At 72.0% G+C, this 19,668-nt stretch carries 18 protein-coding genes, 3 tRNA genes and 1 pseudogene; 19 read left to right on the forward strand and 3 right to left on the reverse strand.

Going from position 1 to position 19,668, the window contains the following annotated elements; all coding sequences use genetic code 11:
• Positions 1-55 precede the first annotated feature (55 nt).
• The 8 genes from A8711_RS10015 to A8711_RS31980 all read left to right on the forward strand — a co-directional run bounded on the left by A8711_RS10015 (position 56) and on the right by A8711_RS31980 (position 8,831).
• Positions 56-646 carry an NADH-quinone oxidoreductase subunit I gene (locus tag A8711_RS10015; protein ID WP_051611348.1) on the forward strand — a complete coding sequence of 197 codons (591 nt, stop codon included), beginning with the start codon at positions 56-58 and terminating at the stop codon, positions 644-646.
• Entirely contained in the window at positions 643-1,167 is a 525-nt protein-coding gene (locus A8711_RS10020; protein ID WP_069088036.1) for an NADH-quinone oxidoreductase subunit J, read from the forward strand. The genes A8711_RS10015 and A8711_RS10020 overlap by 4 nt, the downstream gene beginning before the upstream one ends.
• Complete coding sequence (nuoK, locus tag A8711_RS10025) at positions 1,164-1,517, forward strand: NADH-quinone oxidoreductase subunit NuoK (protein ID WP_069088037.1); 354 nt, start codon at positions 1,164-1,166, stop codon at positions 1,515-1,517. Before A8711_RS10020 ends, nuoK begins: the two co-directional genes overlap by 4 nt.
• Positions 1,514-3,439: an NADH-quinone oxidoreductase subunit L gene (locus A8711_RS10030; RefSeq protein ID WP_069088038.1), complete on the forward strand. Its 1,926-nt coding sequence runs from the start codon at positions 1,514-1,516 to the stop codon at positions 3,437-3,439. The genes nuoK and A8711_RS10030 overlap by 4 nt, the downstream gene beginning before the upstream one ends.
• Positions 3,436-4,941: a NuoM family protein gene (locus A8711_RS10035; protein WP_069088039.1), complete on the forward strand. Its 1,506-nt coding sequence runs from the start codon at positions 3,436-3,438 to the stop codon at positions 4,939-4,941. Before A8711_RS10030 ends, A8711_RS10035 begins: the two co-directional genes overlap by 4 nt.
• A complete protein-coding gene (locus A8711_RS10040; protein ID WP_069088040.1) occupies positions 4,938-6,404 on the forward strand; it encodes an NADH-quinone oxidoreductase subunit N in 1,467 nt (488 codons plus the stop codon). Before A8711_RS10035 ends, A8711_RS10040 begins: the two co-directional genes overlap by 4 nt.
• A 149-nt stretch (positions 6,405-6,553) precedes the next feature.
• Positions 6,554-7,432, forward strand: a complete 879-nt coding sequence (gene htpX, locus A8711_RS10045; RefSeq protein ID WP_064446626.1) for a zinc metalloprotease HtpX — start codon at positions 6,554-6,556, stop codon at positions 7,430-7,432.
• A 139-nt stretch (positions 7,433-7,571) separates the two neighbouring features.
• Complete coding sequence (locus tag A8711_RS31980) at positions 7,572-8,831, forward strand: MFS transporter (RefSeq protein WP_069088041.1); 1,260 nt, start codon at positions 7,572-7,574, stop codon at positions 8,829-8,831.
• A 65-nt stretch (positions 8,832-8,896) separates the two neighbouring features.
• On the opposite strand, the pseudogene A8711_RS31985 reads toward A8711_RS31980, so the two are convergent.
• Positions 8,897-10,198 (reverse strand): annotated as a pseudogene (locus A8711_RS31985) (MFS transporter); the annotation flags it as partial.
• A gap of 125 nt (positions 10,199-10,323) precedes the next feature.
• Between A8711_RS31985 and A8711_RS10060 the strand changes: the two are divergent.
• Together A8711_RS10060 and A8711_RS10065 are read left to right on the forward strand one after the other, a co-directional pair.
• Positions 10,324-10,848 (forward strand): RNA polymerase sigma factor, encoded by a 525-nt coding sequence (locus A8711_RS10060; protein WP_069088043.1) that lies wholly within the window; start codon positions 10,324-10,326, stop codon positions 10,846-10,848.
• Entirely contained in the window at positions 10,835-11,644 is an 810-nt protein-coding gene (locus A8711_RS10065) for a hypothetical protein (protein WP_069088044.1), read from the forward strand. Before A8711_RS10060 ends, A8711_RS10065 begins: the two co-directional genes overlap by 14 nt.
• 285 nt (positions 11,645-11,929) lie before the next feature.
• Here A8711_RS10065 and A8711_RS10070 read toward each other — a convergent pair whose 3' ends face one another.
• Complete coding sequence (locus tag A8711_RS10070) at positions 11,930-12,424, reverse strand: YajQ family cyclic di-GMP-binding protein (protein WP_030501627.1); 495 nt, start codon at positions 12,422-12,424, stop codon at positions 11,930-11,932.
• 147 nt (positions 12,425-12,571) lie between these two features.
• Here A8711_RS10070 and A8711_RS10075 point away from each other — a divergent pair.
• A tRNA-Tyr gene (locus A8711_RS10075) sits at positions 12,572-12,655 on the forward strand.
• 153 nt (positions 12,656-12,808) lie between these two features.
• Here the strand turns inward: A8711_RS10075 and A8711_RS10080 are convergent.
• Entirely contained in the window at positions 12,809-13,411 is a 603-nt protein-coding gene (locus A8711_RS10080; protein WP_124778886.1) for a hypothetical protein, read from the reverse strand.
• Between the two features lie 197 nt (positions 13,412-13,608).
• Between A8711_RS10080 and A8711_RS32430 the strand changes: the two genes are divergently transcribed.
• The 8 genes from A8711_RS32430 (at position 13,609) to A8711_RS10110 (ending at position 19,664) form a co-directional block, all read left to right on the forward strand.
• Positions 13,609-13,767 (forward strand): hypothetical protein, encoded by a 159-nt coding sequence (locus tag A8711_RS32430; RefSeq protein ID WP_158629860.1) that lies wholly within the window; start codon positions 13,609-13,611, stop codon positions 13,765-13,767.
• 144 nt (positions 13,768-13,911) lie between these two features.
• On the forward strand, positions 13,912-14,091 hold the full coding sequence (locus A8711_RS31990) for a hypothetical protein (protein ID WP_124778887.1): 180 nt from the start codon (positions 13,912-13,914) through the stop codon (positions 14,089-14,091).
• Entirely contained in the window at positions 14,088-15,332 is a 1,245-nt protein-coding gene (locus A8711_RS10085) for a DNA methyltransferase (RefSeq protein ID WP_069088045.1), read from the forward strand. The genes A8711_RS31990 and A8711_RS10085 overlap by 4 nt, the downstream gene beginning before the upstream one ends.
• Before the next feature lie 672 nt (positions 15,333-16,004).
• On the forward strand, positions 16,005-18,533 hold the full coding sequence (locus A8711_RS10090; protein WP_030501622.1) for a bifunctional diguanylate cyclase/phosphodiesterase: 2,529 nt from the start codon (positions 16,005-16,007) through the stop codon (positions 18,531-18,533).
• 96 nt (positions 18,534-18,629) lie between these two features.
• A tRNA-Thr gene (locus A8711_RS10095) sits at positions 18,630-18,702 on the forward strand.
• A gap of 25 nt (positions 18,703-18,727) precedes the next feature.
• Positions 18,728-18,800, forward strand: a tRNA-Met gene (locus A8711_RS10100).
• Between the two features lie 129 nt (positions 18,801-18,929).
• On the forward strand, positions 18,930-19,097 hold the full coding sequence (rpmG, locus tag A8711_RS10105) for a 50S ribosomal protein L33 (RefSeq protein WP_013288652.1): 168 nt from the start codon (positions 18,930-18,932) through the stop codon (positions 19,095-19,097).
• A 120-nt stretch (positions 19,098-19,217) separates the two neighbouring features.
• Positions 19,218-19,664 carry a MaoC family dehydratase N-terminal domain-containing protein gene (locus tag A8711_RS10110; protein WP_030501621.1) on the forward strand — a complete coding sequence of 149 codons (447 nt, stop codon included), beginning with the start codon at positions 19,218-19,220 and terminating at the stop codon, positions 19,662-19,664.
• The last annotated feature ends 4 nt before the right edge of the window (positions 19,665-19,668 follow it).

Below are 19,668 nucleotides of genomic sequence, written 5' to 3' on the forward strand. Positions count from 1 at the left end.
CCAAAGCGCCGGGTGGTGGTCGCGCGCGCCCGGGTCACAGGGCAGGATGGGCGGCATGAGCGAGCACGGTGGAGTGCCCGGCGGCGGTCTGGTGAAGGGCCTGGCGGTCACGTTGAAGACGATGACCCGCCGCTCGACCACCCAGCAGTACCCGGATGTGGCGCCCGAGCTGCCGCCGCGCTCCCGTGGCGTGATCGCGCTGCTGGAGGAGAACTGCACGGTCTGCATGCTCTGCGCGCGCGAGTGCCCGGACTGGTGCATCTACATCGACTCGCACAAGGAGGAGGTGGCGGTGCCCGGCGCCGCCCGCCCTCGCCAGCGCAACGTGCTCGACAAGTTCGACATCGACTTCTCGCTCTGCATGTACTGCGGCATCTGCGTCGAGGTCTGCCCGTTCGACGCGCTCTACTGGTCGCCCGAGTTCGAGTACGCCGAGTACGACATCAAGGACCTGCTGCACGACAAGGACCACCTGGGCGAGTGGATGGCCACCGTCCCGCCGCCGCCGGCGCACGACCCGCTCGGCGACCCCTCCAAGGAGGAGACCACCGCCGCCCGGAAGGCGGCGGGTCCGTCGGCCCGTCCGGCTCCTTCCCGGGTACGCCCCGACGCCGCCACCGATCCGGGCGGAGGCACCGCCTCATGACCGGTGCGGACGTGCTGCTGCTCGCGCTGGGCGCGGTGGCGGTGGGCGCGGGCGCGCTGGTGGTCGCGACCCGCCACCTGGTCCGGGCCGGGTTGTGGCTGGTGGTGTGCCTGGGCGCGCTCGCGGGCGACTACCTGGTGCTGACGGCCGAGCTGGTGGCCTGGGTGCAGGTGCTCATCTATGTGGGCGCGGTGGTGGTGCTGCTGTTGTTCGCGGTGATGCTGACCCGCGCGCCGATCGGCCCGTCGGACGACCTGGACCGGCCCGGCTGGGCCGCCGCGCTGGTCGGCGGCGGCAGCGGCCTCGGCCTGGCGGTGCTGCTGATCGACGCGTTCCGCTGGTCCCGGGTGGACCTGCCCGCCGCCGGCACCGCCGAGCGCCTCGGCGAGCAGGTGTTCCGCTCCTGGGTGCTGCCGTTCGAGGTGCTGTCGGTGCTGCTGCTGGCCGCGCTGGTCGGCGCGATCGTGCTCTCCCGCCCCGACATCGGCCGCCGGCCCGCCGACGAGGGCGGGCGCCCGTGAGGCCGGTCATCCCGTACGTCACCGCCGCGCTGCTGTTCGGCCTCGGCGTGTACGGCGTGCTGCGCCGCCGCAACGCCGTACTGGTGCTGATGGCGGTGGAGTTGATGCTCAACGCGGTGAACCTGGTGCTGGTCACCGCCGACACCACTGTGAAGGCCGCGCTGCCGCACTCGGGGCAGGTGTTCGCGCTGTTCGTGATCGTGCTGGCCGCCGCCGAGATCGGTGTCGGGCTGGCCATCGTGCTCCAGCTCTACCGGCTGCGCGCCAGCGTCACGGTCGACGACGTCCCGCTGGCCGAGCCGGCGCCCGCGGTGACCCCGGCCGAGCGCCCGGAAGGAGCGGTCCGGTGAGCACGCCGACGCTGTGGCTCGCGGCGGTGCTGCCGGGCGCCCCGCTCGTCGCCGGGCTGCTCGGCCTGCTGCTGCCGCCCGCCCCGAGCCACGACCGCGCGTCGGCCCGGCGGCTGGCGGTCGCACTGGGCGTGACGGGTGCGGCGGTGTCGCTGCTGGCCGCGCTGGCGCTGCTGGTCCGCGTGGACGCGCCGGTCGAGGCGTCCACCACCTGGATCGACCTGGGCGGACTGCGGGTCACGCTCGGCCTGCGGCTGGACGGCGTGGCGGTGCTCGTCGCGACGGCCGTGGCCGCTGTCGCGCTGGCCGTGCAGGTCTACTCGATCGGCTACCTGCGCCGGGGCCCGCACGACGACGTGGACGTCGACCACCGCTACCCGCCGTACGCGGCGCAGTTGAGCCTCTTCACCGCCGCCATGCTCACCGTGGTGGTGTCCGGCGACCTGATCATGCTGCTGGTCGGCTGGGAGGTGATGGGCGTCTGCTCGTACCTGCTCATCGCCCACGACCGGCGGCTGCCCGAGGCGCCCGGCGCGGCGGTGAAGGCGTTCCTTGTCACCCGCGTGGGTGACGTCGGTTTCCTGCTCGGCATCGCGCTGCTCGGCGTGGGCGCGGGCAGCTTCCGGATCGCCGACGTGCTGGCGCACGACTACGGCACCGGTACGCTCACCGCCGCCTGCCTGCTGCTGCTCGCCGGGGTGGCGGGCAAGAGCGCCCAGTTCCCGCTGCACACCTGGCTGCCCGACGCGATGGCCGGTCCCACGCCGGTGTCCGCGCTGATCCACGCCGCGACGATGGTCGCCGCCGGGGTGTACGCGGTGGCCCGCCTGTTCCCGCTGTTCGAGCGCGCACCGGCCGCGCTCGCCGTGCTGGGCGTGATGGCCGCGATCACGATGCTGCTCGGCGCGTTCGCCGCCACCGCGCAGGACGACATCAAGCGCGTGCTCGCCTGGTCGACCGTGTCGCAGATCGGCTACATGACCGGCGCGCTGGCGGTCGGCGCACCGGCTGCCGCGCTGTTCCACCTGCTCACCCACGCCGCGTTCAAGGCGCTGCTGTTCCTCGCCGCCGGTGCGGTGATCCACGCCGTCGGCACCACGCTGATGTCCCGGATGGGCGGGCTGCGTACCGCCATGCCGGTGACGTTCTGGTGCACTGTGGTCGGCCTGGGCGCGCTCGCCGGCGTACCCCCGCTCGCGGGTTTCTGGAGCAAGGACGGCGTGCTCGCCGCCGCCGAGGCGGCCGCGCTCGACGGCGCCGGGCCGAGCGCGGCCTGGGTCGGCTGGCTGGTCTGGCTGGCCGGGCTGGTCGGCGTGGCGGTGACCGCCTGGTACGCGACCCGGCTGCTGCTGCGCACGTTCCTCGGCACCACGCGCACGCCGCTGCTGCGCCCGCACGACCCGCCCGCGCTGCTGCGCTGGCCGGTGCTGCTGCTCACGGTCCCGGCCGCGTTGCTCGGCCTGGCCGCGTTCGCGCCGTGGCTCGCCGACCGGCTGCGCGTGCCGGGCGACGACACCGGCGAGGCGGTCGAGCTGGTGCACCTCGCGCCGAACCTGGTCCTGCCGTTCCTGCTGCTGCTCGTCGGCGCGGGCGTCGCCTGGGCGGGCTGGCGCCGCGACCCGGCCGCCGATCCGGCCCGCTTCCTGGGTCCGCTGCGGCCGGTGTTCGCCCGGGCGTTCCGGCTCGACGACGTCCAGCACACAGTCGTCGTACGCCCGGTGGGCGCGCTCGCGCGGGTCGTGCGTACCGGTGACGAACTGGGCGTGGACGGGCTGGTCGAGGGCAGCGGCCGGACGGCGGTCGAGGTGGGCGGTGGCCTGGCCGCGCTGCACCGGGCGGCGCTGCCGCGGGCGGCGGCCGGGGTGCTGGCGGGCGCGCTGCTGATCGGCCTCGCGGTCGCCCTGATCGGAGTCACCTCATGACGTTCGGGCAGGTCCTGCTGGTCGCGGTGGTGGCGGTCCCGGCGCTCGGCGCGCTGGCCACCGCGGTCGTGCCCGGTGACCGGGCCGGCCGGGTGGTCGGCACCGTCGCCGCCGGGTTGACGCTGCTGGCGACGCTGCCGCTGGTCGGCGGTGACCACGGCTGGTTCGGGTACGGGCCCCGCCCGGCGGTGCAGCCCTGGCACCAGGTCGACCTGCCGTGGGTGCCCGGGCTCGACCTGCGCTTCCACCTGGGCGTGGACGGCATCTCCTGGCCGCTGGTGGTGCTGACCGCGCTGCTGACGCTGCTGTGCTGCGCGTACACGCTGTGGCGGGTGCCGTCCGGCGGCGGCAGCGGGCGGGCGCTCGTGGCGCTGCTGCTGGTGGTCGAGGTCGGCATCCTCGGCACGTTCCTCGCCCTCGACCTGGTGCTGTTCTTCCTGTTCTTCGAGGTCGTCCTGCTGCCGATGTACGCGGTGATCGCCGGCTGGGGCGGCGCGGACCGGCGGCGGGCGGCCCGCAAGTTCGCGCTCTACACGCTGTTCGGCTCGGTGCTGCTGCTGGTCGGCGTCTACGTGGTGGTGGCCGCCGCGGGCACCGCCGACCTGGTCGCGCTCACCGGCGGCGCCGGGCTGTCCCGGGGCACCCAGCTCGCCGCGTTCACGCTGCTGGCGCTCGCGTTCGCGGTGAAGAGCCCGCTCTGGCCGCTGCACTCGTGGCTGCCCGACGCGCACACCCAGGCGCCGACGGTCGGCAGCGTGATCCTCGCCGGGGTGCTGCTCAAGATGGGCACGTACGGCATGATCCGGGTCGCCGTGGGGGTGGCTCCGGAGGGCGCCCGCTGGGCCGCGCCGGTGCTCGGCGTGCTCGCCGTCGCCGCCATTCTGATCGGTGGCCTGGTCTGCCTGGCCCAGGACGACCTGAAGCGGCTGATCGCGTACTCCAGCGTCGGCCACATGGGCTTCGTGCTGCTCGGGATCGCCACGCTCACCGCCACCGGGCTCCAGGCCGCGCTGATCGGCAACATCGCCCACGGCGTCATCACCGCCCTGCTGTTCTTCCTGGCCGGCGCGGTCAAGGACCGCGCGCACACCGGCTCGCTGGCCGAGCTGTCCGGGCTGCGGGAGACCGCGCCCCGGCTGGCCGGGCTGCTCGGCTTCGCGGCCGTCGCCTCGCTGGGGCTGCCCGGCCTGGCCGGGTTCTGGGGCGAGGCGTTCGCCGTGGTCGCCGCCGTGCAGCGGGGCGGCCCGCTCTGGCTGACCCTCGCCGTGCTGGCCGCGCTGGGCGGGGCGCTCACCGCCGCGTACTTCCTGCGGCTGCTGCGCCGGGTTTCGCACGGGCGGCCCAGCCCGGCGGTGGCCGGGCTCGCGCCCGGGCTGACCGGTGCGGAACTGACCGCCTGGGCGCCGCTGGTGCTGCTCGCGCTCGCGGTCGGCCTGGCCCCGGCGCTGGTCCTGTCCTACGCCTCCGGCCCGGTGGAGGCGCTGCTGGGGGTCGTCCCATGAGCCTGGTGCAGCCTGTCGACAACCTGGCGATGCTGCCTGCGTACCTGGCCGCCGGCACGGCCGTGCTGGTGCTCCTGTTCGACCTGCTGGTGGCCCGGCCCGCCGTCACGGTGGCGGTGGCGGCGCTCGGCGCGGCCGGCACCGCGGCCGGCGCGGCACTGGTCGGGGCGGCCGGTGAGCGGCGCACGTTCTGCGTGGGCGCGGACTGCTCCTGGGTGTGGGGCGGGCGAGCGGCGCTTGTCGGGGCCGTGATCGCCCTGCTCACGCTCGGCGTGCTGGCGCTGTCCGGCCCGCTGCTGCGCGCCGGGCGCACCCCGGTAGGGGAATACTGCTTCCTGCTCGCCTGCGCGATGACCGGCGGCGTGGTGCTCGGCGCCGCCGGTGACCTGATCACGCTGATCGTGGCGCTGGAGACGCTGACGCTCCCGCTGTACGTGCTGGTCGGCCTGCGCCGGGGCAGCCTCGCGGGCGCCGAGGCGGCGGTGACGTTCTTCGTGGTCAGCGTGGTCGCCACCACTGTGACGCTGCTCGGCGCGGCGCTGCTCTACGCGGTCGCCGGCACGCTGCACCTGGACCGGCTCGGCGCCACGCTGGCCGACCGCGCCGACCTGACCGACCTGCCGCTGACCGGCGTCGCGGCGGCGCTCGTGGTGGCCGGGCTGGCGTTCAAGGTCGCCGCCGTGCCGTTCCACGCCTGGGCCCCCGCCACGTACGACGGCGCGCCGCTGCCGGTGGCCGCGTACCTGTCGACCGCCTCCAAGCTCGGTGGCGTGGTGGCGCTGCTGGCGGTGGTGCAGCGCGCGCTGCCGGGAGACATGACCGGCCCGGTGCTGGCGGCGCTGGCGGTGCTGACCATGACCGTCGGTAACCTGGTGGCGCTGCGTCAGCGGCGTACCGTGCGGTTGCTCGCCTGGTCGTCGGTGGCCCAGGCGGGGTACATCCTCGCCCCGCTGGGCGCGCTCGCGCTGGCCGCGGGCCGCACCGGCGACGCGCGCACGGCCGCGTACGCGGCAGCCGTCGCGTACGCGATCTTCTTCGTGCTGCTGGAGCTTGCCGCGTTCGCGGCGGTGGTGGCGTTGCGCCCGGCGGACGGCGACGGCGGCACGCTGGCCGACCTGCGCGGCGCGGCGCGGCGGCACCCGTGGGTGGGCGGCGCGTTCGCGCTGGCGCTGATCGGGCTGGCCGGCCTGCCGCCGGGCCTGGCCGGGCTGTTCGCCAAGGTGACAGTGGTACGCGCGCTGCTGGCCGGGCACGCGGGCTGGCTGGCGCTGGTGGTGGCGTTGAACGCGGTGATCGGCCTGGCCTACTACCTGCGGGTCACCGCGTCCCTCTACGCGACGCCCACGGGCGCGGCGGCGGTCCGGCCGGCGCGGACCGTGGCGCTGGCGCTCGGCGTGGCCACCGTGGCGGCGGTGGTGATCGGTTTCGCACCGCAGCTGGTGCTGGACGTGGCGGCGCGCTGACCGGTTCGTGCCCTGGTGGGCGATCGCTTCAGCGTGTGCACAGCAACATCCAGCCAACTTTCAGCCATGAGCCGGATGGTTGACGGGTACCGGTGTGTTGAACCGGTCAGCGGGCCTCCCGCAAGGGCCCGCGCACCGAAGGAGAGATCGTGCATCACAACCGTCTCAAGACCGCAGCGCTGCTCGGCCTGTTGACCTCGCTGATCCTCGCGATCGGCTACTGGTTCGGCGGTAGCGGCGGTCTCGTCATCGCCGTCGTCGTCTCGTTGCTGATGAACGGCGTCACCTACTTCTTCTCCGACAAGCTCGCACTGCGCTCGATGAAGGCGCAACCGGTCAGCGAGGCACAGTTCCCCGAGCTTTACCAGATGGTGCGGGAGCTGTCGACGCTCGCCGGCAAGCCGATGCCCCGGCTGTACGTGAGCCCGACCTCGCAGCCCAACGCGTTCGCCACCGGCCGTAACCCGGAGAACGCGGCGGTCTGCGTGACCCAGGGGATCGTGGAGATCCTGGACTACCGGGAGCTGCGTGGCGTGATCGGCCACGAGCTGTCGCACGTCTACAACCGGGACATCCTGATCTCCAGCGTGGCGGCCGGCCTGGCCGGCATCATCACCATGCTGGCGAACCTCGCCTGGTTCATCCCGCTGGGCTCGTCCGACGACGAGGACGGCCCGAACCCGGCCGTGCTGCTGCTCACGCTGATCCTCGGCCCGATCGCCGCCACGGTGATCCAGCTCGCGATCAGCCGGAGCCGGGAGTTCCAGGCCGACCAGTCCGGCGCCGAGCTGAGCCGCGACCCGCTGGCCCTGGCCAGTGCCCTCCGCAAGATCCACATGGGTACGCAGGCGCGCCCGCTCGCGCCGCAGGGCCAGCTCGCCAGCACCGCGCACCTGATGATCGACAACCCGTTCAAGCGGGGCGGCGGCATCGCCGCGATGTTCGCCACCCACCCGCCGATGGAGCAGCGGGTGGCCCGCCTGGAGCAGATGGCCCGCAACTCCGGGCCGGTGCAGTTCCAGCGCTGACCCGCCGTACGCCCGCACCGCGCCCGCGTCCCCAGGACGCGGGCGCGGTGGTGTGTCCGGGCACAATGCGTTTCCCCCGATCAGGCCGCGCCGTTAGGGTCGAAACGTCTCCCACCCATTACTCCCTCGGAGGTCGACCGTGGCCGCACTGCGCCAGTACCAGGGCGTCTGGCGGATCCCCGGCGCGCCGATGCTGCTGATCCTCGGCATCATCGGGCGGCTCGGGATCGGCATGACCCCGCTGGCGCTGCTGCTCGTCGTCGAGCAGGTCACCGGCCGCTACTCCCTGGCCGCCGTCGCCGGCGGCATCTACGCGCTCTCCGGCGCCGCGCTCAGCCCGGTCGCCGGACGCATCGCCGACCGGGTCGGCCCCACCCCCGTCCTGGTGGCCACCGCGCTGGCCCACCCGCTCGCCCTGATCGGGCTGCTCGTCGCCACCCGCTCCGGCACCGGCAACCTCCCGCTGATCTACCTGGCGGCGGGCCTGGCCGGCGCCACGTACCCGCCGCTCACCGCAGCGATCCGGGGCGCCTGGAACGACCTCACCGCCCCCGCCACCGGCCGGGCGCACCTGCGCAACACCGCGCTCGCCGCCGAGACCACCCTCTTCGAGGTCGTCTTCGTGATCGGCCCGCTGCTGGTGGCCGGGTTCGTGCTGTTCGCCGACGCCTCCGCCGCGCTCGTCGGCGCCGCCGTGGTCACCCTGGTCGGCACCGGCGCCGTCGCGTTCGGCCGGGTCATGCGCGGCTGGCGCCCGCACCCGCGCGAGCACCACGCCCGGGGCCTCGGCCCGCTGCGGATCGGCGGCTTCCCCGCGCTGCTGCTCTGCGTGGCCAGCCTCGGCATCGCGTTCGGCGCCTCCGGCGTCATCGTCCCGGCCTTCGCCGGGAACTCCGGCGCCGACGACCCGGAAAGCCTGGCCGGCGTGCTGCTCGCCGTCTGGGGCATCGGCAGCGCCATCGGTGGTTTCTGGTTCGGCGTACGCAAGCCCGCCGCCAACATGACCCGCCAGTTCGCCTGGCTGCTCGGCACCGTCGCGGCCAGCTTCGCCGTCTTCGCGGTGATGCCCGGCCCGGCCGCGCTCGGCGTCGCGCTGGTGCTCGGCGGCGCGGCCATCGCCCCCGCGCTCACTCTGGAGAACACGCTGGTCGGGCGGATCGCCCCGGCCGGCATGCTGAACGAGGCGTACACCTGGGTGGTGACCATGTCGGTCGCGGCGAGCGCCGCCGGCGGCTCGATCGCCGGCCTGATCATCGACCACGCCGGCGGCGTGTCCTGGGCGTTCGTCTTCGCCGGGGTGGCGGTCGCCGTCGGGGCCGCGGTCGCCGCGCTGCCCGCCGGCCCGATCTCCCGGGCCGAGGCCACAGCGGTACGCGCCGAGCAGTCACTGGCCGCCTGACCGGTGGCGTCCGGGTGGGCCGGCCGGCGGCCCGGTCCCCTCCCGGCGCCTCCCCGGCCGGAGTGCCCGGCCGCGAGCAGGCCCAGCACGAGGATCGCCACCGCGCACGTCAGCAGGGTGGGCCGCGCCCCGAGCAACGCGGTCGCCGGACCGCCGAGCATGGTGCCCAGCGGCACCGACAGCACCAGGAGAGCCCCGTTCGCCGCCAGTACGCGAGGCAGGTCGGCGGCCCCGGCCCGGCGCTGGAACAACACCGTCACGGTCGGCTGGTAGGGGGCCCAGACCAGCCCGGCGAGCGCGAACGCGGACAGTGACAGCACCACAGGTGCGCCCAGGCCGAGCGGCAGCAGCGCGGTGCCGAACAACGCCACGATGCCGGCGAGCGTGGTCCGCGGCGGCCAGCCGCGCAGGTGCCCGGTGAGCAGCCCGCCGAGCAGCGAGCCGACGCCGAACGCGGTGTAGTAGGCCGCGAGCGTCCCGGCGGAGGCGTGCAGGTCGTCGGTGACGTGCACCGGCATGGCCACGTAGAACGGGCCGAAGAGGAAGAAGAACGCGAAGGACAGCGACAGCAGACCGAGCAGCGACCGGTCCCGCGCGATGATCCGGAATCCGGAGGCCGGTCGTTCTGCGCGGTTGCCCGTGCCCGCGTTGCTCGCGTGGCGGTCTGTGCCGGCGTTGCTTGCATGGTTGCCTGTGCTCGCGTTGCTTGCGTGGCGGTCTGTGCCGGCGGTGCGTTCGTGGCGGTCTGTGCCCACGTGGCGGGTGGTCGGGATGACGAGGCGGCAGCTGACGGCCAGCACGGCGAAGCTGACCGCGTCGATCGCGATCACCCACACCGGGCCCACCCCGGCGATGAGCAGACCGGCCAGCGGCGGCCCCACGATCGTCGCCGCCTGGCCGAGGGTCCCGAGCAGCGCGTTCGCGGCCAGGTGGTGCCGCTGCGGCAGCAGCTCGGCCACGAGCGTGAACCGACCGGCCGACCCCCACGGGTGCAACAGCGAGGACACCGCCAGCAGGACGACGTAGAGACCGGCGTCCAGCACCCCGACGAGGTGTGCGGCCGGGATCGCGCCCAGCGCGGCCGCCCGTACCGTGGCGTCCCAGCCCGCGAGCTGAGCCCCGCTCCGCCCACCCAGCCAGCGACCGAGCAGCACCGCACCGGCCGCCCCCGGCAGCGTGTACGCCGCCACCGCCAACGCGGTCCAGGTGCCGCGCTGCCCCTCCGGGGCGAGTTGCAGCGCCAGCCACGTCACCGCGACCAGGGCCAGCCCGTCACCGAGCGCGGACGTGGCGAGGCCCGGCAGCAGCCGGCGCAGCACGGGATGGCCGAGCACCGGACGGTAGGGGAGGAGCAGCGCGGAGGTCATGGCTACCACCCGACCCCACGCCCGCCCTCCGGAACAACGAAGTTGCCTGTGGGCAGAAGCCGGCCGGAAACGACGGAACCTTTCCGCCCCGCCGTGAGTGGAACAAGCTGAGCAGGGAGGTGAGGGTGTCCGACGACGACGTGATCGCGGATGTCTATGCCGGGTGTTTCCGGCGGCTGGTCGTTCAGCTCTACGCGGTGACCGGTGACCTGAGCGAGGCGCAGGATGCGGTACAGGAGGCGTTCACCCGGGCGCTCGCCGCGCCCCGCCGGTTCGCCGGCCTCGACAACCCGGAGGCGTGGCTGCGCCGGGTGGCGGTCAATGTCGCCCGCAGCCGGCATCGGCGTCGGCGGGTGCTCGACGGGCTGCTGCGACGGACGTGGTCGCCGCCGGTGGTCGCCGACAGCGCGCCGGAGCATCTGGCGCTGCTGGCCGCGCTGCGGCGCCTGCCGGACGGGCAGAGGCACGCGCTGGCCCTGCACTACCTCGTGGACCTGCCGGTCGAGGAGGTGGCGCGAACCCTGGGCGTCTCCGTCGGCACAGTCAAGTCCCGGCTGTCCCGGGGGCGTCAGGCGCTCGCCCTGCTGCTCTCCCCAGCCGACACCGTCGATGCCGTAGCCAGTCGTAGGAGGGCCGATGTCCGATCGTGAGTTCAGCGGGTTCGACGTGGACACCATCACCGACGCCGTCCATCAGCCACCGCTCGACGATCTCCGGGCCGCCGTCGACTCGCGTCGTCGGCACCGCAGAAGCGGGATGGCGTTGGCCGCTGTGGCGGTCCTCGTGGTGGCCATCGGGGCCACCGCGCTCGTCCGCGCACCCCGCCAAACCGACCCGGTGCCACCGGCTGGGCCGTCGCCCACCCCGACCGTAACCACCGCCGCCGGCACACCCGAAGACTGGGCCCGGATCGACGCGGCCGTCATCCCGGCGCTGCTTCGACAGGCGCCCGAGCTGAGCGGCCCGACCCGGCCCGACCTGCTCAGCAACTGGAACAAGCAAGGCGGGACGGAGGGAGAGACGACTCTCACCGGCTACTGGGGTCAGGGCACCCTCGGCGCCGGGAACGGCAACGCTCACCTGTCGGTCCAGCTCACGCGAAACGCCGGTACCTCCCTCGCGTCGATGATCACCACTGCCTGCCCCTCCCGCACGGCGAGCGGCACCTGTGTGCAGCAGGTGGGCCCCGCGGGCGAGAAGATCAAAGTACGAACCTCGCTCCGGGAGCACCGGCTTCCGGCGGAGCGCGGCGCCGAGGTCGTGCGGTACGAGACGCTCAGCGTGGACCTGCTCCGGCCCGACGGGTCCGCAGCGTCCCTCCGCCTCACCGCGAGGAACGGATCTCTGCCACTGACACCGGACCAGGCAATCGGCGTGGTGCTCGATCCGCACCTGGTCCTCGGCCCCGCGACGTCCGCCACGCCTGCTGTCGAGGCGACGGACTAGGAGATATCCCTTCGCGGGTGCGACCGGCCGGCCGGTCGCACCCGCCTTCGGCATGACGGAGGCCCGCCGACGGCTCACGGTCCATGGTGGTTGCGGTAGGCCGCCGTGGGTGTTCGAGGAGTCTGCAACACGTTCCGATCATGCGTCCGGCCGAAGGGGTCCTGTCCCATCAGCGGTCCTTGCCCGCGAGGGGTCGGAGCGCGCGCCGGGTCGAGGAGAGGCCGACCGACATCCGCGCGGGTGGCAAGGCCCGGCCGGCCCAATGACCAGGCCGGCCAGAGTCTCTTACCGGTAGTTGGTGAACTGAAGAGCCAGACCGAAGTCCTCGCCCTTGAGCAGCGTGATGACGGCCTGGAGGTCGTCCTTCTTCTTGCCGGTGACGCGGAGCTGGTCGCCCTGGATCTGCGCCTGCACGCCCTTCGGGCCCTCGTCGCGGATCTTCTTGCTGATCGCCTTGGCCTTGTCCGAGTCGATGCCCTGCACCACCTTGGCATCGATCTTGAAGATCTTGCCCGACTGCCGGGGCTCACCCGCGTCGAGCGACTTCAGCGAGATGTTCCGCTTGATCAGCTTCTCCTTGAAGACCTCCAGCGCGGCCCGTACGCGCTCCTCGGTCTCCGCCTGGATGCTGATCGCCTCCTCGCCCGACCAGGAGATCTCGGCACCCGTGCCCCGGAAGTCGAACCGCGTCGAGAGCTCCTTCTCCGACTGGCGGAGAGCGTTGTCGACCTCCTGCCGGTCGACCTTGCTCACGATGTCGAACGAGGGGTTCGCTGCCATGCTCATGCTCCTGCTGTCCGGCGGTCTGTCCTGGTCCGTCCCGCGCTGACCAGCGTGGGACCTCCTGACGGTACCCGGTTGCGGCGGTACCGGGGGCAACCGCTATCCTTGCTTCCGCCGCCGCGTTGCGACGCGGTGGTGTGCCCTGGCGGGTTGCCCGAGCGGCCAATGGGAGCGGACTGTAAATCCGTCGCGAAAGCTACAGAGGTTCGAATCCTCTACCCGCCACCAGGTGCAGATACGGCCCCTGACCAGCAGAGATGCTGATCGGGGGCCGTTCTCGTTCGTCTGGCCGAGTCCGGCTGAGTCCAGCCGTCTGCGACTGATTGCGGGCGGGCCACGGAAAGGACGTCCACGACAAGATCGGGGATGATCCGTGGTGGCTCAACCCTGGTCCCTGCCGGCGCCGCTGTCGCCGACCAGTCGTCGAGCTTCGGCGATGACCTCCGCGTCGAGATCCTCGGGCTTGGTGCTGACCAGCATGTGTACCTCGTTGGCGGCCTCGACGTACTCGTAGGCGCTCTCCAGGTTGATCAGTTCGCCTGCCAGGGGAGTCCCGGCGTAGGTGATGAACTGTGAGACCCAGGACGTGAGTTCGCGAGGCGCGATCTTCCTGGCGAGCAGTCGTCGCGCCATGATGCGGAGGACTTCCTCTTCGGCCTTCCGGCTCTCTTCCCCGTAGTAGGTCAGGGAGAGTTCCGCGAACGCATCAGCCAGCCAGCGGCGCAGATCGTCGTCCTCGCTGCCCTTCACGGGGGAGACGCCGGCCAGGATCCGGAGGGTCGGACTGTCGACGCCTGCCACCAGGCAGTCGCAGGCGGCCATGACCACGTCAACCGAGGTGGCGGAGCCGATGCTCCAGAAGACGACGGTGTCGTGAAGGTTGGCAAGAGCCTCTTCCCTGGTCATCGACACATGATCGGTCGGCAAGCTGGTGGTGTCGCGGAAGTTATTGGGCGCCGGGAACGGTGGCAGGGGTGGATCCATGGGCGTTGGGCAAATGGTGGGCCGTGGACCGGCAAGCCCTGGCCGGCCGGCAGGAAAGCAGCAGCTGCCTCGGCCCATCTCGCCGCTGAAGTGCGCTCGTGACGAGCAGAGCGCCGGATCTGCGCCAAATGGGACTGAACTGCTTGATTGGTGTGGGTGCGAGGGGGTGTCTGAGCTTTGCCGTAAGCTGCCGTCCCATGGCGTCGAGCACTGAGGAGCGGGACCGGCTCTACCGAGAGATCCTGCTCGCGCCGCTCCGCATGTCGGCGGATTGCCTTCCCGAGATGGGAGGGGCCGACGAGGTCGACCTTGCCGGCTTCACCGCGCTGTACGGCGCTGACCCGCTCTGTCACTGAATGGGCGTCGCCTCGCCCCTGATGTTCGCCGCGCAGAGCCGCGGGCGGCATGACGTCGATCCACAGGCAGTTCGGCGTCGGCTGCGAGCGCATCTTCCGCCAGGTCCTCAAGGCGGAGTTCGGACTGTCCGAGAACCAGGTCACATGGTCTGCTCGCGATACCTGACCGGCAACTGGAGTGTCTTCCCCGCCGTGGGCGGGCATGACCCCCTGTCCAGTACTTTCGGCTTCCTGCGGGACGTTGTCGGCTACCTCCGGCGGGACACCACCGACCTGCGCGCCAGGGTGGAGCACGTCCTGCGGCGACTCCTGGAGGCGGCATGACGGAGCTCGTCGAGCGCGCGGCGCACAGCCGCAACGAGCACATGACGTTCCGCGCCAACATGGGTGTGGGGAGGCACGGCTGGTTGCGCCTCACGCCCGCCTACGGCGTACGCCTCGTCCGCGATCGCATGTCGCACATGCCGAACGGCAGCATCATCACCGACCCCTTCTCGGGCACGGGCACGACGCCGCTCGCGGCTGCCGAGCTCGGTCACCGGGGGCAGTCGGTGGACATCAACCCGTTCCTGGTCTGGCTCGGCACGGTCAAGACGACGAACTACCCGGAGGACACGCTCGTCGCGCTCGCTGACGCCGTGACGAGTGTGCTCGACGGGGCGCGGGCGCACGACGAGGACGCCGATCTCTGGCAGCCGAGCCTGTTCAGGATCGAGAAGTGGTGGTCGCCGGGCGCGCTCCACGCCCTCAAGGCGCTTCGGAACGAGATCGACCGTTTCGACGGGCAGATCCGCGACCTGCTGGAGATCGGTCTCTGCCGGTCGCTGATCTCCTGCTCCAACGCGGCTTTCAACCATCAGTCGATGTCCTTCAAGGAAGCGCCGGCCGAGCAGGCGCTCTTCGTGGTCGACGACCTCGACAAGGCGCTCGACACGTACGCCACGGAAATGGCGACGATCATCGAGTCCGCCCGTTTCGACCTCGCCGGCACGGCGGTTGTCCGGCAGGGCGATTCGCGGACGGGTCTGGACGGCCTGGAGCCTGCGGACTTCGTACTGACCTCACCGCCGTACGTGAATCGGATGAGCTACATCCGCGAGCTTCGCCCGTACATGTACTGGCTCCGCTACCTGGACGTGGCCGGCGACGCCGGCGAGCTCGACTGGCGCGCCATCGGTGGCACGTGGGGCACCGCCACGAGCAAGCTGAACACGTGGAAGCCGGACGTCGGGACGCCTGTCGACGGGGCGATGAAGGTGGTCTGCGAGAAGATCGCGGCGGACGGCGGCAAGAACGGTCCGCTGCTTGCCAGCTACGTTCACAAGTACCACCACGACATGTGGCTGCACTTCCAGAGCGTCACGAAGCACTTGAAGCCGGGCGGCAGCGTCTCCTACATCGTCGGAAACTCCACCTTCTACAAGCACGAGGTGCCAGCGCACACCTGGTATGCCGTGATGCTGCGCGAACTCGGCTATTCGGACGTCAAGGTGGAGACCATCCGCAAGCGGAACTCCAACAAGGCGCTGTTCGAGTACGACGTCACCGGCACGAAGCCCGCGTGAACGGGCAGAGGCGGTAGCCGGCCGGCAGTCAGGGTGCTGTCACCGGCTCGCGATCGGCCAGGGCTGGGGCGTCCTCACCGGCCGGCTGATGATTCACTCGGTTCTCCTGGCGTGAAACCTTGCCTCAGGCATCGATGATGGTAGAGGCTGTCCGAGGGCGGCCGACGGGAGCGCCGACGCCATCTACTGTGGCCGTGGCCGGGTGCCGGCCGGCTGACGGGTGAATCAGGCGCTAAGCGTGGTTTACGCGCGAAGTCGTTGTGCGCGCCTTCCGTAGCGGCTGCGGGGCTGATCGTGACGGTATGCTGGGCCGGAGGGTGAGCCGCGCCTGTCGAACGGATGATTTCCCTGCCACTGCCCCTGCGCGAGGGCTCGCGCAGCTTTTGCCCGTGAGCGGGGTGTGGCACGATCGTGGAACCTTCACGATGGTTGTAACTCTCCCGACAGGAGCAATCATGTCTGGTCGTAGGCTGGGCCGGCTGTTTGGCTCGCTCCTCCTCGTTTCCGCCGCCTTGGGCGTTTCGGTAATCAGTGCAAAGTCCGGCCTGGGCGACCTCCGCCTCCTCGACTACGTCTGGGTCTGACAGCGACCCGGGCTGACCTCCACGGGGGCGGAAGCCGGTGGGTCCTGCCCGCCGGACCGGGAGTGGGACCCACCGGACAGGGAGTGGGATGAGCGGGCGAGACAACCCGAGGCGCAGACCCTCCGAGGACGCCTGGATAATCACCGCGCCGCTCGCCCTGGTAGCGGTGGCTTGTTCGACGGTCACCGGATTGATCGCGAAGCCACCCATCGGCGGGTGGCTTCCGGCGGTGCTGCTCCTGGCGCTGATGATCGTCGCCAGCGGGCCGGTCGTCGGCGTGGTCATCCGCCGGCAGTCACTCGGTATGACGCTCACCGAGCTGCCGCTGGTGCTCGCCTTCTACTTCCTGCCGCCGCTCACCGTCGTCCTGATCTACACGCTGTCCTCGCTCGTGACGCACCTGCGTCACCGGTTGTCGGCGCCGAAGCTCTGGTTCAACGTCGCGCGTGCGGCGGCGGGCACCTCGGTCGGCGCCCTGGTGCTGACCATCCTGCCGCCGACCGAAGGCGTGGGCCCCGCCACGTGGCTGGGCCTCTGCCTCGCGGTGGCGATGGTGATCCTGGTGAGCCTCACCTCGATCGCCGCGGTCCAGACCCTGCTCATCGGGTGGCACGCCGGCCGGGAGACGTTCCGGGCGCTGCGTTCGGGCGTGCTGACCAACGGCATCAACGTGTCGGCCGGCCTGATCGTGCTGATGCTGCTGGAGCAGTCCTGGTGGTCCCTGGTGCCGTTGGCCGCGCTGGCCGCGGGGCTGGTGGCGGTCTACCGGTCGTACACCGAGTTCTTCCAGCAGCACCGCACGCTCAGCGGCATGTACGAGCTGAGCCGGGCGATCTCGGCCAGCGGCCAGGACGGCACGCTCGCGGACGCCCTGCTGGGCCGCGTCCGGGGTCTGATGCAGGCGGAGTACGCGACGTTGTGGCTGCCCGCCCAGGGCCGGCACCCGGAGACTCTGCTCACCGCGCGGGTCGATGACCCCGGCCTGCTGGACACCGCCCCGACCGGGGTGGAGCTGCGCCAGCGGGCGATGCAGAAGGCCCGCCCGGTCACCGTCGGCCGGGGCGTGTGCAGCGATCCGGAGTTCCGGGCCAGCCTGGCCGAACAGGGCGTCAAGGACACGATCATCGTCCCGTTGCGCTCGGGCCGGGTGGTGATCGGGACGCTCGAGGTGACCAACCGGCTGGTCGACCCCTCGCACTTCACCGCGCGCGACGTCGCGGTCCTGGAGACGGTGGCGGCGCACGCCGCTGTCGCCCTGGAGAACTCTCGCCTGGTCGACCGGCTGCGGCACGACGCCGACCACGACACGCTCACCAAGCTGCCCAACCGGCGCCGGCTGACCGCGGCGGTGGCCGAGGCGGTGAAGATCGGCGCGCCGGGCGAGGTGGTCGCGTTGCTCCTCTTCGACGTCGACCGGCTCCGCCAGGTCAACGAGTCGCTCGGCCACGCCGCCGGGGACAAGGTGCTCGTCGAGGTGGCCGAGCGGCTGCGCGCCTGCGCGCCCTCCTCGGCGCTGGTCGGCCGCGCCGGTGGGGACGAGTTCCTGGTGACGCTCCGGCTGGAGAGCACCGAGGCGGCCCTGGAACTGGCGGCCCAGCTCCGGGAGCAGATCCGCGACGAGATGGTTTTCGACGCGCTCACCGTGGACGTGGACACGGTGGTCGGCGTGGCGGTCCACCCCGACCACGGCAGCGACGCGGTGGCGCTGTTGCAGCGCGTCGACCTGGCGGCCAGCGCCGCCAAGTCGGTCCCGGGCAGTGTGCAGCTCTACAGCCCGGCGCTGGAGTCGCGGTCGCTGCGCCGGCTCGGCCTCGCCGGCGACCTGCAACGGGCGCTGGACGAGGGCAAGCTGGAGGTCTACTTCCAGCCCAAGGTCACGCTGCGGGACCGCCGTCTGGTGGGCGTGGAGTGCCTGGCCCGGTGGGAGCACCCGGCGCACGGCACGGTCTCGCCGGACGACTTCGTGGCGGTGGCCGAGCACACCGGCCAGCTCGGCCGGCTCACCGAGTTCGTGCTCCGGGAGAGCCTGCGGCGCAGCCGCGACTGGAGCCACGGCGAGCAGCCGCTCTCCGTCGCGGTCAACCTCGCCGCGCGTACGCTCACCGACCAGCACTTCCCGGCGCTGGTACGCGATCTGCTGGCCGAGTACGGCGTGCCGCCGCAGCGGCTGACCCTGGAGGTCACCGAGGCCGGTGTGCTGGACGGCGCGGAACGTCCCATCCCGACCCTGCGCAGCCTCCGTGACCTCGGTGTCCGACTCTCGGTGGACGACTTCGGCACCGGTAACTCGTCCCTGGCCCAGCTGCGCCGGCTGCCGGTGCACGAGGTGAAGGTGGACCGGTCGTTCGTGCAGGGCATGGCGACCGATCCGGGTGATCTGGCGATCGTGAACGCGGTGGTGACGCTCTCCCAGCAGTTCGGCCTGGCGGTGGTGGCCGAGGGCGTGGAGAGCGAGCTGATGCTGGAGCTCCTGCAGGACATCGGCTGCGAGATCGGCCAGGGCTTCCTGTTCAGCCGCCCCCTGCCGTACGAGCGTCTGGAGGCCTGGTTCGGTGCCCAGGTCGACCCGGAGACGGTGGCCACGGGGGAGCTGCCGCGGCTGCGTGTGGTGCCCTGAGCAGGGCCGACACGTACCTGGGGGATCCGATTTCACCTCGGCGACGCGGTCGTGTACTGTTTCCCCTGCGCGACACCCCCCGGGGTGATCGGGCAGGCCCCCTTAGCTCAGTCGGCAGAGCGTCTCCATGGTAAGGAGAAGGTCTACGGTTCGATTCCGTAAGGGGGCTCAGAGGGTCCGGCTGGACCCGCCACGGCGGTGTAGCTCAGATGGCAGAGCAAGCGGCTCATAATCGCTGTGTCGCCGGTTCAAGTCCGGCCACCGCTACTCTCGTCCTCCGGGTACACCCGGTGGTCGGTGGGACGGGCGCCACAGGCGCCCACTTTGCATGTCCGCGTTGTCAGCGCGTAGGCTGACACGCCGTAGTTGTTCCGTGAGCGAGGAAGGCACTCCGCCGTGGCGAAGGCGACCGATGTTCGGCCGAAGATCACTTTGGCGTGTGTGGAGTGCAAGGAGCGCAACTACATCACGCGCAAGAACCGCCGTAACGACCCGGACCGCATCGAGCTGAAGAAGTTCTGCCCCCGGGACGGCAAGCACACCGTTCACCGCGAGACCCGCTGATCGCTACCGGCGCAGCCGGTCGGCACCAGCTTCCGCGTACGCCGATCCACCTGACGGGTGGCCTCCGGGCCGCCCGACCGGGCGGATCGGCGTTCGTGTTTTCCGTGTAGGTTCGGCGGCATGTCCCTGGACCCGTCCTTCGTCGGCCGGACGTACCCGCCGACCGCCCCCTACCAGGTGGGCCGAGAAAAGATCCGCGAGTTCGCCACCGCCATCGGCGCGACCGACCCGGCCCACCACGATCCGGAGGCGGCCCGCTCGCTCGGCCACGCCGACGTGGTGGCCCCGCCGACGTTCCCGGTGCTCGTCACGATGGCGGCGAGCCGGCAGATCGTCGAGGATCCGGCGCTCGGCGTCGACTACAGCCGCGTGGTGCACGGCGACCAGCGGTTCGCGTACACCCGGCCGGTGGTGGCCGGCGACGAGCTGGTGTGCGTGAGCACCATCGAGGAGGTCACCACCCGGGGCGGGCACGGCTTCCTGACCACCCGCACCGATGTGAGCACTGTGGACGGTGAGCCGGTGGTCGCCGTCTGGTCCAAGATCGTCGTACGCGGGGAGGCCTGAGGAC

This window comes from Micromonospora sp. II (assembly GCF_001709195.1).
In the GTDB taxonomy this organism is placed as follows: domain Bacteria; phylum Actinomycetota; class Actinomycetes; order Mycobacteriales; family Micromonosporaceae; genus Micromonospora; species Micromonospora chalcea.

Excerpts from the sequence above, each read along its gene's own strand:
- A8711_RS10015 (WP_051611348.1), top strand. The coding sequence starts at position 56 with ATGAGCGAGCACGGTGGAGTGCCCGGCGGCGGTCTGGTGAAGGGCCTG.
- A8711_RS10020 (WP_069088036.1), top strand. The coding sequence starts at position 643 with ATGACCGGTGCGGACGTGCTGCTGCTCGCGCTGGGCGCGGTGGCGGTG.
- A8711_RS10035 (WP_069088039.1), top strand. The coding sequence starts at position 3,436 with ATGACGTTCGGGCAGGTCCTGCTGGTCGCGGTGGTGGCGGTCCCGGCG.
- A8711_RS10040 (WP_069088040.1), top strand. The coding sequence starts at position 4,938 with ATGAGCCTGGTGCAGCCTGTCGACAACCTGGCGATGCTGCCTGCGTAC.
- A8711_RS10065 (WP_069088044.1), top strand. The coding sequence starts at position 10,835 with ATGTCCGATCGTGAGTTCAGCGGGTTCGACGTGGACACCATCACCGAC.
- A8711_RS10070 (WP_030501627.1), bottom strand. The coding sequence starts at position 12,424 with ATGGCAGCGAACCCCTCGTTCGACATCGTGAGCAAGGTCGACCGGCAG.
- A8711_RS10080 (WP_124778886.1), bottom strand. The coding sequence starts at position 13,411 with ATGGATCCACCCCTGCCACCGTTCCCGGCGCCCAATAACTTCCGCGAC.
- A8711_RS32430 (WP_158629860.1), top strand. The coding sequence starts at position 13,609 with ATGGCGTCGAGCACTGAGGAGCGGGACCGGCTCTACCGAGAGATCCTG.
- A8711_RS31990 (WP_124778887.1), top strand. The coding sequence starts at position 13,912 with ATGGTCTGCTCGCGATACCTGACCGGCAACTGGAGTGTCTTCCCCGCC.
- A8711_RS10085 (WP_069088045.1), top strand. The coding sequence starts at position 14,088 with ATGACGGAGCTCGTCGAGCGCGCGGCGCACAGCCGCAACGAGCACATG.
- A8711_RS10090 (WP_030501622.1), top strand. The coding sequence starts at position 16,005 with ATGAGCGGGCGAGACAACCCGAGGCGCAGACCCTCCGAGGACGCCTGG.
- A8711_RS10110 (WP_030501621.1), top strand. The coding sequence starts at position 19,218 with ATGTCCCTGGACCCGTCCTTCGTCGGCCGGACGTACCCGCCGACCGCC.